Source organism: Actinacidiphila guanduensis (assembly GCF_900103985.1).
GTDB classification, from domain to species: Bacteria; Actinomycetota; Actinomycetes; order Streptomycetales; family Streptomycetaceae; genus Actinacidiphila; species Actinacidiphila guanduensis.
On sequence record NZ_FNIE01000002.1, the window covers coordinates 627,720 to 642,136 of the forward strand.

The 14,417-nt window shown below is 71.0% G+C and carries 11 protein-coding genes and 1 tRNA gene; 6 read left to right on the forward strand and 6 right to left on the reverse strand.

The window, feature by feature from the left end; translation table 11 throughout:
- Positions 1-507: 507 nt before the first annotated feature.
- Positions 508-1,575 carry a type II toxin-antitoxin system antitoxin DNA ADP-ribosyl glycohydrolase DarG gene (darG, locus tag BLR33_RS06020; RefSeq protein WP_093783176.1) on the reverse strand — a complete coding sequence of 356 codons (1,068 nt, stop codon included), beginning with the start codon at positions 1,573-1,575 and terminating at the stop codon, positions 508-510.
- 60 nt (positions 1,576-1,635) lie between these two features.
- On the reverse strand, positions 1,636-2,355 hold the full coding sequence (gene darT / locus BLR33_RS06025) for a type II toxin-antitoxin system toxin DNA ADP-ribosyl transferase DarT (RefSeq protein ID WP_093783177.1): 720 nt from the start codon (positions 2,353-2,355) through the stop codon (positions 1,636-1,638).
- Between the two features lie 81 nt (positions 2,356-2,436).
- On the opposite strand from darT, the gene BLR33_RS35065 reads away from it, so the two are divergent.
- Positions 2,437-2,607: a hypothetical protein gene (locus BLR33_RS35065; RefSeq protein WP_176930144.1), complete on the forward strand. Its 171-nt coding sequence runs from the start codon at positions 2,437-2,439 to the stop codon at positions 2,605-2,607.
- 80 nt (positions 2,608-2,687) lie between these two features.
- Here BLR33_RS35065 and BLR33_RS06030 read toward each other — a convergent pair.
- Positions 2,688-2,761: transfer RNA gene (locus tag BLR33_RS06030), tRNA-Pro, on the reverse strand.
- Positions 2,762-2,880: 119 nt separating this feature from the next.
- Complete coding sequence (locus tag BLR33_RS06035; RefSeq protein WP_322987121.1) at positions 2,881-3,294, reverse strand: MarR family winged helix-turn-helix transcriptional regulator; 414 nt, start codon at positions 3,292-3,294, stop codon at positions 2,881-2,883.
- Positions 3,295-3,878: 584 nt separating this feature from the next.
- On the opposite strand from BLR33_RS06035, the gene BLR33_RS06040 reads away from it, so the two are divergent.
- A complete protein-coding gene (locus BLR33_RS06040; protein ID WP_093783178.1) occupies positions 3,879-5,237 on the forward strand; it encodes an MFS transporter in 1,359 nt (452 codons plus the stop codon).
- Positions 5,238-5,273: 36 nt separating this feature from the next.
- Here BLR33_RS06040 and BLR33_RS06045 read toward each other — a convergent pair whose 3' ends face one another.
- Positions 5,274-5,534, reverse strand: coding sequence for a hypothetical protein (locus BLR33_RS06045; RefSeq protein ID WP_093783179.1), 261 nt, complete (start codon positions 5,532-5,534; stop codon positions 5,274-5,276).
- Positions 5,535-5,815: 281 nt separating this feature from the next.
- On the opposite strand from BLR33_RS06045, the gene BLR33_RS06050 reads away from it, so the two are divergent.
- Positions 5,816-6,757, forward strand: coding sequence for an AraC family transcriptional regulator (locus BLR33_RS06050; protein ID WP_245771184.1), 942 nt, complete (start codon positions 5,816-5,818; stop codon positions 6,755-6,757).
- A gap of 184 nt (positions 6,758-6,941) precedes the next feature.
- Here the strand turns inward: BLR33_RS06050 and BLR33_RS06055 are convergent, their stop codons facing one another.
- Positions 6,942-8,177, reverse strand: a complete 1,236-nt coding sequence (locus BLR33_RS06055; RefSeq protein ID WP_093783298.1) for an SGNH/GDSL hydrolase family protein — start codon at positions 8,175-8,177, stop codon at positions 6,942-6,944.
- Positions 8,178-9,186: 1,009 nt separating this feature from the next.
- On the opposite strand from BLR33_RS06055, the gene BLR33_RS06060 reads away from it, so the two are divergent.
- The 3 genes from BLR33_RS06060 (at position 9,187) to BLR33_RS06070 (ending at position 14,404) form a co-directional block, all read left to right on the forward strand.
- Positions 9,187-10,008 carry an AraC family transcriptional regulator gene (locus BLR33_RS06060; RefSeq protein ID WP_093783180.1) on the forward strand — a complete coding sequence of 274 codons (822 nt, stop codon included), beginning with the start codon at positions 9,187-9,189 and terminating at the stop codon, positions 10,006-10,008.
- 19 nt (positions 10,009-10,027) lie between these two features.
- Positions 10,028-10,978, forward strand: coding sequence for a DMT family transporter (locus BLR33_RS06065; protein WP_093783181.1), 951 nt, complete (start codon positions 10,028-10,030; stop codon positions 10,976-10,978).
- A 279-nt stretch (positions 10,979-11,257) separates the two neighbouring features.
- A complete protein-coding gene (locus tag BLR33_RS06070) occupies positions 11,258-14,404 on the forward strand; it encodes an NHL domain-containing protein (protein ID WP_093783182.1) in 3,147 nt (1,048 codons plus the stop codon).
- Positions 14,405-14,417 lie beyond the last annotated feature (13 nt).

Consider the following 14,417-nt stretch of genomic DNA (forward strand, 5'->3'; position numbering starts at 1 on the left):
GGAGCAACTGCCTCGGGTGCAGTCCGACCATCCGGCTGTCGCTGCGGGCTATCACGTCGAGGCCGTCGACGAAGAGGAACGTGTGCACCGAGTCGCACGCCGGAGGTCCAGGACAGCATCCGACGAGCAGCGTGCTCGCCCTGCCACCGCTCCGCTCGCCGCCCCGCCCGCGCCGAAGCTCCCGCGGAGCCCTACGAGCCATTGCCCTCTGCGAACGCCATCCCCCGATCCTACGAGCCCGCCCCACCCACGTCCGAGCCCCAGTGTGTTACTCCCTCCGGCTTGCTCTCGCCATCCATGCCAATTCATGGGCCCGGCGGGGCCGCCATCTGCGAAGTGCCGCGGGCCGATGAAACCGCCCATGCTCGCCGCGAGACGACGGACACGGTCGTTCTCGGCAGAGGCTACGGAGAGCTTGGTCATCAGTCGCAGATGCGGATCTGATCTTGGGCTAGTGCGCCCATCAGTATTCACTCTCGGAGAGAGACCGGATGGTTCAGTTAAAAATTAGACTGCAGAAAGCCCAACTTCTTCCAGGCGATTCCACGCGGTGGCAATGTGCGTGCTGGTGAAGAGCCGACGTTTGCGATCGTTCCATCCCTGGATGTACTCGACTACCTTCTCGAGGGTGACGGTCGTTCCGTCCAGCTCCTCGGATGCGAAAAGAACAGTGCTGAGGAGTTCCATTCCGAAAGGTTCCTCGAATCCCGAGATGAGCTTCTGGAACCTTCGAGCAATCGCCTCGAACTCGGCCGATTCCGAAATGAACATCTCGGCCTCTTCGACTGCTTCTTTGTCGAGTTCAAGAAGTGCTTGCGCCCCGCTTGTGCCGTCGCCGAAGCCAGTGACAAAATGCCCTTCCATCACCGAAATTGCCCGGTCGAGCCGCTGGGAGTAGGGCCCGTAGGTGCCTTTGTCGAACTTTAGGCCGAGCGGTAGGCCCAGCTTTTGAAGAAAATAGGCAACCTTGTGGGCTTCGAGGAGTGACACGCGTGGCTCGATCGCAAGCCCATTCGCGATTCCCGATTGCACGTAGCGTCCCAGTGCGGCGAGGAAGGAAGCTCTTTCGCGATTCAGTGGGGGCCTGGGGGTCGCATTGGGCATCGACTTTGGAGCAGGTGATCCTGATGGTTCCCAGATCCGGACCTCTACTCCCGGAATGGTTCCAAGTGCTTGCTCGATCAGGGGGCCGACATCATTCCAATCCAGCCCGCCATTTCCGCACCCCAACGGAGGGACGGCGATTGACTTGATTCCACGTTTTACGATCTCGTCCCGCAAGACGATCAAGCCAGAGGTGATATCTTCAAGTTTTGATGGCGAGCGCCAATGCTGCTTCGTCGGGAAGTTGATGATGTACCGTGGGCCGCTTACTTGACTGAGTTCGTGCACATGCATGCGACCGACCTGAACTTCGCCAAGGTCGCACGCGGCCTTGTAGTCATCGAAGTTGCTCGGATAAGCTCGCTTGAACTGCAGAGCGATACCCTTGCCCATTACGCCCACGGTATTAACCGTGTTAACAAGGGCATCGACATCTGCCATGAGCAGGTTGCCGGTGCCTCGCGTGATCATTGGAGCCCCTCCTTGCGGTCGATGTCGAGCCCGGTCTGATGTGGCTGGTTACCGAGCAGTTCAGTAGTACCACTCGCGTCTGACAGTGACGGAGAGTTCAACCCCTGCTCCCCTGAGTAGGTGAGTTACTGGTTGAACGTGTTCATGATCGTAGACCGCTACCGTGTGGATGGCGGAGATCGGCAAGTGCTCATGGACCAGGAACTCGGCGGCGCGACGGCGCATGCGGTCGCCGTCATCCCTCGTGTTGGCCCAGATTGTGGCTTTGATGACGTCCCAGTCAACGACCGCATCCATCGACGCGAGGTCCGTGTAGTGCCTGGTGATCGCAGCGGCGCAGTTGCCGTCGCTGTACACGTAGGGCTGGCCGGTGCTGACCGCGTCGTCGACGCTGGTCACGAGGTAGACCAGGGGGCTCTGGCCGTCACTGTAGGTCGGCACGCCTCCCTTGCTGATCACGTAGAGCATCGGCGAGCGGGGGGCGAAGTAGAACGGCACGTAGTCCGCCGGGCAGCCGTAGGGCGGTAGCTTGATGTGCCTGGTTCGTCGCTCGGCCTTGATCGATCGGTCGCCGCACTCCATGGGCACGCCGCCCCTGCTCTGCATCACGGTATCTGCCACTAGGCGCTTCTCTGCGAGGATGTGCGGCAAATTGTCCAGATGTGTGAAATGAAACAGGCTTCGATCGCCGACTGCTGTCACGACAAGCGAGTACACCATGGATGGACCGGCTAGGGGGATGGATAGGCATATCCTCATGGAATAGGCAAACTTGATCATCTATCAGGATGTGGCGCCCCCCTCATTGCAGCCTCCGCAGCCAGTCCGGCGCACTGTGCCTCGCCGCTGTCGGCCCGGGGCGTGGAGGCGCTGACCATCGTGAAGACATTCGGGCACATCACCATCGCTGTGACGCTTGACGTGTACGCCCGTGTAGTGAACGCGACGTTGCAGGCCGCCGCGCAGCGGATGGACGACGCGCTTGGGCTGGACGATGAGACCGAGGAAGAAGGGGGCGAGACCGCCTCATAGGGGAGCCCGCCGGGCGGGTTGATGTCACCCGCTGATGTCAAAGGCCGCTCTGGAAGAATCAGAGCGGCCTTTGACCTGCGTCGGGACGACAGGATTTGAACCTGCGACCCCCTGACCCCCAGTCAGGTGCGCTACCAAGCTGCGCCACGTCCCGTTTCGGATCGACTGCGGAGGGTTCCGCGGCGGTCCGACGTGGTCACTCTACCGTACGGGCGGGGCGGCTCGCGCCGCGGTATTCGGGGGTGGCGGGGCCGGGCGGTTTATGTGGGGCGGTCAGGGGGCCGGCTGGTGGGGGTCGCGCTTCTCGTCGTCCAGTTCGCGCAGGCGTTCCAGGGCCGGGATCGCCGCCGCAAGGGCCGCCGCCTGGGCGGGGGAGAGGTCCCCGATCAGGCTCGCGAACGCCTCGATGCTGGCCTGGCGGCGTACCGCGAGGTAGTCGGCACCCTTGTCCGTGATCGCCACCCGCACCACGCGCTTGTCGGCCGTGTCGCTGCGGCGCTCGACCAGGCCGGCGCGCTCCAGGTTGGTGACGAGCGTGGTGACCGACGGCTGGGTGACGCCCTCCACCGCGGCGAGGTCGGTGATACGGCGCGGGCCCGTACGGCTGAGGGTGGCGAGCGTCGCCAGCGAGGTCAGGCTCATGTCGCGCTGGGTGTGCCGCAGCAGCGAGGAGAGCAGGCCGTACACGGCCGCGGCCGACCGCAGCCCCGCGTCCCCGGCGTCCTCGGCGCCACCCTGGGACCCTTCTTCCGCAAGAACGGCACCCTGCGTACGGCCTGTGGCCCCCGCGTCCTGCGATGCGGCGCCCTCCGTACGAGGAGCGGAACCTTCTTCCCCGAGTTCGGTGCCCTCCGTACGGCCTGCGGCCCCTCCGCCGTGTGAGGGGGCGCCCTCCGTACGGCCTGCGGCCCCTGCGTCCGGCGACGCGGCACCCTCCGTACCAGGCGCGGAGCCCTCGTTCCCGAATCCCTCACCCTCCGTACGGTCCACGGCTCCTCCGTCCCCGCGCACGGGACCCTCCGTACGAGGGGGCGAACCCTCCGTACGCGCCATGGCACCCGCACCCTCCGTGCCCGGTGCCGAATCCTCCGGTGCGCCCGCCGCCCCGCGCTTCCCCGTGTCCCCGGTCGTCCCCGCGGGCGTTGCCGATCGGCTCATGTTCCGAAGCTTAACCACACCCGCTCACCGTCCCACCACCTACATTGACTGTCTATATAGTCTATCTATAGTGTTGTCATCGGGGCAGACAGGACCAGTGCAAGGGAGCCCTCATGAGCCGTTCAGTCACCAGCGCCGCGGAGCCCGAGGCAGCCGTCGCGAGCCCGTTCCGGCAGCCGAAGGCCGTCTGGGCCGTGGCGTTCGCGTGCGTGATCTCCTTCATGGGGATCGGCCTGGTGGACCCGATCCTGCCGTCGCTCGCGGACCGGCTGCGGGCGAGCCCGAGCCAGGTCGAGCTGCTGTTCACCAGCTACCTCGTGGTCACCGCCGTCGCGATGCTCGTCACCGGCTGGGTCTCCAGCCGCATCGGCGCGAAGCGCACCCTGATCAGCGGCCTGGTCCTCATCGTCGTGTTCTCCGCCACCGCGGGAGCGAGCGGCAGCATCGGGCAGATCGTCGGCTTCCGGGCCGGCTGGGGCCTGGGCAACGCGCTGTTCATCGCCACCTCGCTCGCCGTCATCGTCGGCTCGGCCAGCGGCGGCTTCGCGGGCGCGATCGTGCTCTACGAGACCGCGCTCGGTGTCGGCATCGCCTGCGGCCCGCTGCTGGGCGGCCTGTTGGGCAACATCAGCTGGCGCGGCCCCTTCTTCGGCGTCGCGGCCTTGATGCTCATCGCGCTCGTGGCCACCGCCGTCCTCGTGCCTGCCACCCCGCGCCCGGAGCGCCCCTCCTCGATCAGCGAGCCGATCAAGGCGCTGCGGCACCGCAGCCTGGCCACCACCAGCGTCACCGGACTCCTCTACAACTGGGGCTTCTTCACGATCCTCGGCTACGCACCCTTCCTGATGCACCTCTCCCCGCTGCGGCTGGGCGCGGTGTTCTGCGGCTGGGGCGTACTCGTCGCGATCTTCGCGGTGTTCGGCGCGCCCTGGCTCAAGTCCCGCTTCGGCACGGCCCGCACGCTCTACGGGAACATGGTGCTGATGGCGCTGGACACCCTCGTCATCGGCCTCTTCCCCGACCACCGCGCGGTGGTGATCGCCGCCACGATCGTGTCCGGCATCTTCATCGGCACCAACAACACCCTGGTGACCACCGCGGTGATGAGCATCGCGCCGGTCCCGCGCCCGGTCGCCTCGGCCACGTACGGCTTCGTACGGTTCATCGGCGGCGGCCTCGCGCCGTACGTGGCGGGCAAGTTGGTCGAGCACTACAACACGCACGTGCCGTTCGTGCTGGGCGCGGTCGTGGTCGCCGCCGCGGCGGTCGTCCTGAGCACGGTCCACCGCGCGCTGACGGAGGCGGACGCCGAGGAGGCCCACCCCGGGGCCTCGAAGGAGCGGGCCGACGCCGAACAGGCCCCGCGCGAGGCGCCCGCAGTGCCCGAGGAGGCGGTGCTCGCCGAGGAGGCGCTGCTGGAGGACCGCCGGCTGCTCGGCGGCACCGTGGACGACCGCACCGGCCGGGCCTGAGCGGGGCCCGGCCAGGGGCGCCCAACCCTCCTGCCGCTACTTGCAGTTGGGGTCCGGCAGCACCACGGGTGCGGCCTCGCGGGTGGTGACGAAGGCGCGGAAACCGGGCGCTCCGGCAACGCACTTGGTGGCGATGTTGGCGAAGTGGTCGGGGAAGTTGGTGACGTTGGCCGGGGAGTCGTCGCCCCGCTGGTTGGCGACGGGGGAGTCCGCGGTGCCGCGCTTCTCGCTCGCGCAACCGGACAGGAGGGGCAGCGCGACGGCTGCGAGCACAGCGGCGGTCAGCAGGCGCGGCATACGCTTCACGGCAACCTCACATCGGGAGTTCGCGTCCTTTTCGATTCCCCGGGGAGGACACGCGTAGTGGCTTGAACGGTTCCCTCGCCGCGGGGGTTCAGGCCGCCGCCCGACTGCGGGCCGGCGAGCGGTTGCCCGCGCAGTTCCTCCCCCGGAGCAGCCCGTCAGGTCGTGGATCCAGCGTTCGCGCGCAGCCCTACCCCACCGCGGAAGCTGCATGATCCTGGCGCCCGAAGCCATACGCGGGCGCCCCCACGACCAAAAGACGTACCCTGGGTTGCGTGATCCTGCCGGAGACCCCGTATGAGACCGCGCCCTTCGTGCGGCGGGAGCACCTGCTCGGGGAGCTGCGGGAGTTGATCGCGCGGCATGCGCGGACGGACCAAAAGACCGTGATCGACGGGCTGCTGCTGGCCGCCGAGGACAGAACGGGGGAGCCGAGTCCCGCCAGGACCGGCACTGTGGTCGCGCTGATCGCGCAGGGTGCCAAGCGGGTCGCGCTCGGCGAGCGCACGTACGACTACGGCCCCGGCCAGTACCTCGTCGCCTCCATCGACCTGCCGATCACCGGGCACTACATCGAGGCGAGCCCGCAGCGCCCCGCGCTCGGCCTCGGGCTGGTGATCCGCCCGGCCGCGCTGGCCCCGATGTTGCTGGAGGGCCCGGCCGCCGACCGCCCCTCGCGCCCGGCCGCGCCCGCCGCGGCCCTCGGCGTCGCCGACGCGGACGACGACCTGCTCGACGCCGCCGCCCGCATGCTGCGCCTGCTGGACGCCGGCCCCGCCGACCGGGCCGTCCTCGCCCCGATGATCGAGCGCGAGATCCTGTGGCGGCTGCTCAACGGCCCGATGGGCGCCACGATGCGGCAGATCGCGCTCGCCGACAGCAGCCTGACCCGGATCGGCCGGGCCGTGCAGTGGATCACCGACCACTACGCGGAGCCGTTCCGGATCGAGGACCTGGCCCGCACCTGCGCGATGAGCGCCTCCGCCTTCCACCGCGCCTTCCACGCGGTCACCGCCTACAGCCCGATCCAGTTCCAGAAGCAGATCCGCCTCCACCAGTCCCGCCTGCTGCTCCTGGCCGGCGCCGACGACGTGGCCACGGTCGGCTTCCGCGTCGGCTACGACAGCGCGTCCCAGTTCAGCCGCGAGTACCGCCGCCACTTCGGCCTCCCCCCGGGCCGGGACGCGGAGCGGCTGCGCGCCGCGGCGGCCTCGTGACGCCTCAGGACGCCACCGCGTACGTCGGCACGGGAAAGCGGGGCGCGAGGCGGTCGACCCGAGGCAGTCCGGAGAGGCGACCCCGCTGGGGGACCGGAACCCGCCTCCCGAGGGTGATCGGAACCCGCCCGGGGAAGCGGAGCCGCCCTCCCCGGGATGGGAACCCAACCTCCCCAGGAGCGGATCAGCTGTCGGCGAGGGTCCAGTTCTGGGCGGCCGTGCCGTTGCAGTCGAAGATCTGGAGCTGGGTGCGGTCGGTGGTGGAGCTGTTGGGATCGTCCAGGCACTTGCCCGACTCGGGGTTGACCAAAGAGCCGTTCGCGCCGGTCACCCAGCGCTGGGCGCCGGTGCCGTTGCACTGCCACAGCTGCACCTTCGTGAAGTCGGCGGTGCCGCTGCCGCTGACGTCCAGGCACCCACCCAGGGCCCGCAGCGTCCCGCCGTCGCCGGGCGTGTACGTCCAGCGCTGCGCAACGGTGCCGTTGCACCCGTAGATCTGCACGGGCGTGCCGTTCGCGGTGTTCTGCCCGTCCACGTCGAGGCACTTGCCGGCGATCCCGGAGTGCGCCACGGCCGTGCGCAGTTGCCCGGCTCCGGCCAGCGCGGACTCCACGAGGGTGGCGGCCCCGCGCATCCCGGCCTCGTTCGGGTGGTACGGCGTACGGCCCGCCGCCGGCCGGTACGTCTCGACCCATGGCGTGGCCGCGCACGCGTCGTGCCCGTGGCTGGCGGCGGCCAGGTCCACCAGGGTCGCCCCCGCCGTACTCGCCGCGGTCGCGGTCGCGGTGGCGAGCCGGCTGGCGATGCTGCGCTCGTAGGCGGCCTGGTCATCGGTGAGGGGCACGTTCGCGCAGACCCCCGTATCGGGCAGGATCGTGAAGTAATTGACCAGGTAGACGTGCGCCTGCGGAGCCGCGCTGTGCACGGCGTCGACGACGTTCTCCAGCCGCCCGGCCAGCTGGCCGAAGGTCTGGTCGATCGCGTTCCGGTCCACGGACCCGCAGTTGGAGCCGCCCCCGGTCAGGCACGAGTACGTGTCGATGCTCCCCAGGTAGTTCACGTCGTTGCCGCCGATCGTCACGGTCACCACCTTGGCCGCGCTGGTGACCGCCTGGATCTGCGGCGGCTGCCCGGACTGCGGGTCCGTCAGCACGTTCGCCGTCGTCGCCCCGCTGCACGACGCGTCCGTCAGGTTCGCCCCGATGTCGCGCGCCACGATGCTCGCGTAGTTGTTGTCCGACCGCGAGCAAGCGGCCGCACCCGCCCCGGACTGCGTGGGCGGAATCCCGGGCCCGGCGGCGAACGAACTCCCCAGCGCCACATAGTCGAGCCCCGACCCCCCACCCGCGGCCCCGGCACTCCCCCCGCCCACCACCACAGCGGACACCCCGAGGGCCACCACGACCCCCGCCCCCACCATCCCCCGCAGCACCCGCCCCTTCCCCTTGACCTTCCCCCACCCCGACCGTCGTCCCCCACCCGTACGCAAACCGGCCACCGCCCACCTCCACGAGTACGGATGCGCCCCCGGCGTCCACGGGACCACACCCGAGCCTGGCAACGTTGTCGTGTCCGCAACATAACCCCACCCCCCCACCCAGCCAACCCCCACAACACCCCCCACTCCCCCCACAACCGATCCCTTCAACGAGCAGCGACGCCGAGCCGCGGACAGCCCCACGGGCGCGGAGCCGCGGGACGGCAGGAGACGCCGAGGCGGAGGGATGGCGAGGGGAGGGGCGGGGAGGCCGCGGAAGCCGGGCGAGGCCGGAGACGGTCCGTCACGGGGCCGCGGCGGAGACGTGGCGAGGTGGGGGCGTAGAGGCGGGAGCCCAAGCGGCCTGCCGGGAGCCGGGCGCCCTGCGGGCGAGGTCACAGCGGAGTGCGGTGGCCGCGGAACCGGGACGGCGAGGCCGAGGCGGTCCGTCACCGGGACGCGGCGGAGACGCGGCGGGATGGTCAGCCCAGGAGCCCAGGAGCCCAGGAGCCCAGGAGCCCAGGAGCCCAGGAGTCGTGAAGCCGTGAAGCTTGTGGCCGTGGAGCCGTGGAGCCGTGGAGCCGTGGAGCCCTGTGGCCGTGGGCGCCGTACGTGCTGCTGGCCCAAGGGAGTTTCGGTGAGGGACCCGGTGTTCCAAGCTGAAAGGGTGCTCGGCCGCTTCGGGGTAACCCTGGGGTGCCCACGGGGAGGGGGCGGGACCTGGGGGGCGAAATGCTTCCGTGTATTTGTGGGCCGCCAGGCCCGTAAATATACGATTTCGCCCCCCAGGTCCCGTCACCGACCTACCGCACCGAGCCGCACCACAAGACACGGCACCACAAGACACCGCACGGCACAGCACAACACCGCACCAGACAGCCAAGGCACCGAACCGCACAGCACCGCACCCCCAAAACACCGCACCGCACCGGCCAAAGGAAAGAAGGGCACCGTGACAAGAGAGCAAGCGCTCTGGACGCGAGCCCGCCTCGGCCGCAGCGGCCCCCCTCTCGACCTCCTCACCGCCCGCTTCGACCGCCACGTCTACGCCCCCCACGCCCACGCCGACTTCACCATCGGCGTGTGCACCGGCGGCGAGGAGGTCATCGACTACAGAGGCGGCCGTATCCGTACAGGCCCGGGCTCGATCGTGGTGCTGGCGCCGGGGGAGGTGCACACGGGCGGCCCGGCGGCGTCGGAGGGGTACGCGTACCGAGCGGTGTACGCGGCGAGCAACCTCCTGACCGACGGAGTCACCGGCACCCCCCACTTCAAGGAACCGCTCCTCGACGACCCCGAGCTCGCGGCAGCGCTCCGCACCACCCACAGAGAACTGAGCACGTGCCCCGACCCACTGGAAGCCGAGTCCCGCATCCCCTGGCTCCTCGCGGCACTGGCCCGCCGCCACTCGACAGCCCGCCCCCTCGACACGGCGGTACCGGGCGCCGCGACCATCGCCCGCAGCGTCCGCGACCGGCTGGCCGACGACCTCACGGCCCCACCCTCCTTGGCCGAACTCGCCGCCGAACTCGGCATGTCCCGCTACCAGTTGCTGCGCGCCTTCCGTACGGCGACGGGCATCCCGCCGTACGCGTGGCTGGCCCAGTACCGGGTCGAAAGAGCCCGCGGCCTGCTGGAAGCGGGGCTGCGCCCGGCCGAGGTGGCGCCATTGGTGGGGTTCGCCGACCAGGCCCACCTGACCCGGTGGTTCCGCAGGGTGCTGGGGGTGACCCCGGCGGCGTACCGCAACAGCGTTCAAGACGCGCACAGGTGAGCGGGGCGAGAGTGGGCCCATGACTGCACGCGGCTGGTTCCTGTTCTCGCTGATGGGGGTGGTCTGGGGCATCCCCTACCTGATGATCAAGGTGGCGGTGGACGTCGTGTCCCCGTCCACCGTGGTGTTCACGCGCTGCGCGCTCGGAGCGCTGCTCCTGCTGCCGTTCGCTCTGCGCCAGGGCGGCCTGACGCGGACCGTCCGCACGCATTGGCGCCCCATGCTCGCCTTCGCCTGCATCGAGATCATCGGCCCCTGGTTCACCCTGACCGACGCGGAGCGCCGGCTGTCCAGCTCGACCTCCGGCCTGCTGATCGCGGGCGTGCCGATCGTCGGGCTCGCGCTGTCGCGATTCCTGGGCACGCGCGAGCAGTTGGGCACCCGCCGCCTGGGCGGACTGCTGCTGGGCCTGGCGGGGGTGGTCGTCCTCACCGTGCCGCACCTGACCGGGGGCGACGCCCGCTCGCTGGCCGAGGTGCTGGTGACGGTCGTCGGGTACGCCACGGCGCCGATGATCGCGGCCCGCCATCTGAAGGACGTGCCGACCCTGCAACTCACCGCGCCCTGCCTGGCGTTGGCCGCGCTGGTGTACGCGCCCGCCGCCGCGGCCACGTTCCCTTCCGCGGTGCCGGCGCCCCATGTGCTGGCCGCCCTCGCGGGGTTGGGCGTGGTCTGCACGGCCGTGGCCTTCGTCGCGTTCCTCGAGCTGATCAAGGAGGCCGGTCCCGCCCGCGCCACCGTGATCACCTACGTCAACCCGGCGATCGCGGTCGCCGCGGGCGCCCTGTTCCTCGGCGAGCCGCTGAGCCCGACCATCGTCTCGGCCTTCGTCCTGATCCTGGCCGGCTCGGTGTTGGCGACGGCCGCGGCACCAGGACGTACTGCGGAGGCTCCGGAACAGCGGAGCGAGGAGCCCCGACTGCCGCCCGCCCCGGCCGGGTTGGCGGAGGAGAGCGTCGAATCCCCCTGAGGCGCGCGGCGAGTCACCGGCTCGCGCGTCGAACGCCGCCCCGGCCCTCGCGCCGGCCGAGCCGCCCCGACCGGCGAGCCGAGGCCGCCCTCACTCGCGCGCCGAAGTCCCCTTGAGCGCACGGCTCGCAGCCCCGCACCGTGTCCGATCCGTTGTGAAATGCCGGTCAGTACAAGGGAGTTGCGCGCACACCGTGTGCAGCCACTGTTCGCGTACGGGTCGCCGCAATGACATGTACGCAACGCGCGGCATCCGTGCTGCTGCCCCATCAATGGCGGCATGACTCTTCCCAAGAAGGCCCGCTGGACGGCCGCGGCGGCGGCGATCGCCGCGGCCGTGGCGGCGATGGGCCTGGCCGTGGCGGACGCCGGCGGCCAGAGCGCGCACGCGGCCGCCCCGTCGCAGAGCTACACCGCCGCCTGTCCTGCCGCGGACACCATCACCCCGGCGCTGGGCGCCAACCTGGTCGAGAACCCCGGCGCCGAGGACTTCACCGCGGTGACCGCGCTGGGCGCCCCGGACGGCGACCCGCAGGACGTCCCCGACTGCTGGACGGCCACCTCCCCGATGAACGCGCCGGGCGCCGTCCTGGAGTCGTACGCCTCCTCGACGCCGGGCCAGAGCGGCAGCCGCGCCTTCTACGGCGGCTACGACTACGACTCCCCGCAGATCTCCGTCGTGGGCGTCACCACCACGGCCACCCAGACCGTGGACGTCAGCGCGCTGGACGCCGGCGGCAAGTCGTTCAGCCTGACCGGCGCGATCGGCGGCTACACCACCCAGGGCGACTACGCGACCGTCACCGCCGCCTTCGAGGGCGCCGACGGCACCACGCTGGGCTCGGCCGTCCTCGGCCCGGTCGACTCCGCCCACCGCGGCGGCGTCACCAGCCTCGTCCCGCGGGCCGCCGTGGGCACGGTCCCGGCCGGCACGCAGAAAGTGCTGGTCACCATCGCCTCCACCGGCGTCAGCGCCGGGTACGGCATCGACGGCCGCGCCGACAGCATCGACCTGCGGATCACCCGGGCCGGCAGCGGCCAGCACTACGCCGCCGCCTGCCCGGCCGCCGACCAGGTCGCCCCGGCGCTGGAGAAGAACCTGATCGCCAACCCGGGCGCCGAGGACTACACCGCGGCCACCGACCTGGGCGCCGCCGCGGGCGACGACCAGACGATCGCCGACTGCTGGACCAGCGACTCCCCGCTCGCCGCGCCCGACGGGACCCAGGAGTCGCGCGCCTCCACGTACCCCGGCACGGTCGGCAGCCGCGTCTTCTACGGCGGCACCAACCCGAGCACGGTCGCGGTCGCGGGCACGGTCACCACCGGCACCCAGCTGATCGACGTGAGCACGCTGGGCGCGGACGGGAAGCCGTTCAAGCTGACCGGCGACGTCGGCGGCTACTCCACGCAGAGTGACTACGCCGAGGTCGTCGCCACCTTCCAGGGCGCGGACGGCGCCACCCTCGGCACCGCGGGTATCGGCCCGGCCACCGCCGCCCAGCGCGACAACACCTCCGAGCTGCTGCCGGACGGCGCCTACGGCACGGTGCCGGCGGGCACCAAGAAGGTGCTGGTCACTGTCATCACCGTGGCCGTCAGCGGCGGCGCCAACAGCGACGGGACCGCCGACGATCTCGACCTGACCATCGGCCGGAGCGCCGGCGGCCAGCGCTACACCGCGGCCTGCCCGGCCGCCGACCAGGTCACGCCGGCGCTGGACAAGAACCTCATCGCCAACCCCGGCGCCGAGGACTACACGGCGGCCACCGCGCTCGGCGCCCCGCTCGGCGACGACCAGACCGTCGCGGACTGCTGGACCAGCGCCTCCCCGCTCAACCCGCCGGACGGCACCCAGGAGTCGCGCGCCTCGACGTACCCGGGCACGGTCGGCAGCCGCGTCTTCTACGGCGGCACCAACCCCAGCACCGTCTCCATCCCCGGTGTCACCACCACCGGCACCCAGACGGTCGACCTGAGCGCCATCGACGCCGGCGGCAAGCCCTTCCGGCTCTCCGGCCAGCTCGGCGGCTACTCCACGCAGGGCGACTACGCCACGGTGACCGCCGCCTTCGAGGCCTCGGACGGCTCCTCGCTCGGCTCGGGCGTCATCGGCCCGGTCAGCGCCGCCCAGCGCGACAACACCTCCAGCCTGATCCCCCAGTCCTGGTACGGCACCGTGCCGGACGGCACCGCCAAGGTCGTCGTCACCATCGCCACGGCGGGCGTCAGCAGCGGCGCCAACAGCGACGGCACCGCCGACGACCTCAAGCTCGTCGTCGGCCCCAGCGCGGTGCCCCCGGGGCCGATCCTGCAGACGCTGCCGTACGCCTCGGTGGGCGACACCACGGGCACCCACATCGACCCCGGCACCGGCGCGACCGTCCCCAACGTGACCCCGGGCTCGCTGTACCGCCCGGCCGGCCTGTCCGCCGACAACGGCACCGTCTACGTGGCGAACACCGGCGACAACGTGGTCGCCGCGCTGCGCAAGGGCGAGACCACGATCGTCGCCGGCTCCCTGGAGGGCAACGGCGAGACAGGCGACGGCGGCACCGCCGACAAGTCCACGCTCTACCAGCCGGCCGGCACCGCGGTGGACGCCAAGGGCGACCTGTTCATCGCCGACAGCGGCGACCACGTGGTCCGCGAGGTCACCGCGGCCGGCGTGATCGAGCGCTTCGCCGGCACCGGCACCGCGGGCGACCGGCCCGGCCGCGACGCGCGCGGCACCCGGCTCGACCGCCCGACGGCGGTCGCGGTCGACCCGGCAGGCGACGTCTTCGTCTCCGACACCGGCGCCGACCGGGTGCTGGAGTTCTCCGCCAAGGGCGCCGTCCTGCGCACGACCGGCACCGGCCGGGCCGGGTACGGCGGCGACGGCAGGACGGCCGCGGCAGCGCTGCTCGACCAGCCGGCCGGAATCGCGCTGGACGCCAAGGGCGACCTGTACATCGCCGATTCCGCCAACAACGTGATCCGCCGGGTGGACGCCCGCACCCACGTCATCAGCACCGTGGCGGGCAACCGCGCCGCGGGCGCGGCCGACGACGGCCTGGGCGGCTTCTCCGGCGACGGCGGCCCCGCCACCTCGGCCCGGCTCAACGACCCGCAGGGCGTGGCCCTGGACGGCGCCGGCGACCTGTTCATCGCCGACACCTTCAACAACGCGGTGCGCGAGGTCACTTCGGCCGGGACGATCTCCACGCTCGTCAACTCCTCGGCGGCGCCCGGCGGTGAGAGCAGCGGCGCGGCCCCGGCCGCCTCCAAGCTCAACACCCCCGGCGCGCTGGCGGTCGACCCCTCCGGCGGCCTGCTCTACATCGCCGACACCCGCAACAGCGCCGTCGCCGAAGTGCTCGGCGCCGTGCGGACCGGCGACGCGGCCGGCCCGGCAGGGACCGCACCGGCCCCGCGGACATCGTGACGCCGCCCACCCC

What these genes read in the sequence shown, in the direction of transcription:
- BLR33_RS06070 (WP_093783182.1), top strand. Translation starts at nt 11,258, where the DNA reads ATGACTCTTCCCAAGAAGGCCCGCTGGACGGCCGCGGCGGCGGCGATC.
- BLR33_RS06040 (WP_093783178.1), top strand. Translation starts at nt 3,879, where the DNA reads ATGAGCCGTTCAGTCACCAGCGCCGCGGAGCCCGAGGCAGCCGTCGCG.
- BLR33_RS06065 (WP_093783181.1), top strand. Translation starts at nt 10,028, where the DNA reads ATGACTGCACGCGGCTGGTTCCTGTTCTCGCTGATGGGGGTGGTCTGG.
- BLR33_RS06045 (WP_093783179.1), bottom strand. Translation starts at nt 5,534, where the DNA reads ATGCCGCGCCTGCTGACCGCCGCTGTGCTCGCAGCCGTCGCGCTGCCC.
- darT (WP_093783177.1), bottom strand. Translation starts at nt 2,355, where the DNA reads ATGATCAAGTTTGCCTATTCCATGAGGATATGCCTATCCATCCCCCTA.
- BLR33_RS06055 (WP_093783298.1), bottom strand. Translation starts at nt 8,177, where the DNA reads ATGGTGGGGGCGGGGGTCGTGGTGGCCCTCGGGGTGTCCGCTGTGGTG.
- darG (WP_093783176.1), bottom strand. Translation starts at nt 1,575, where the DNA reads ATGATCACGCGAGGCACCGGCAACCTGCTCATGGCAGATGTCGATGCC.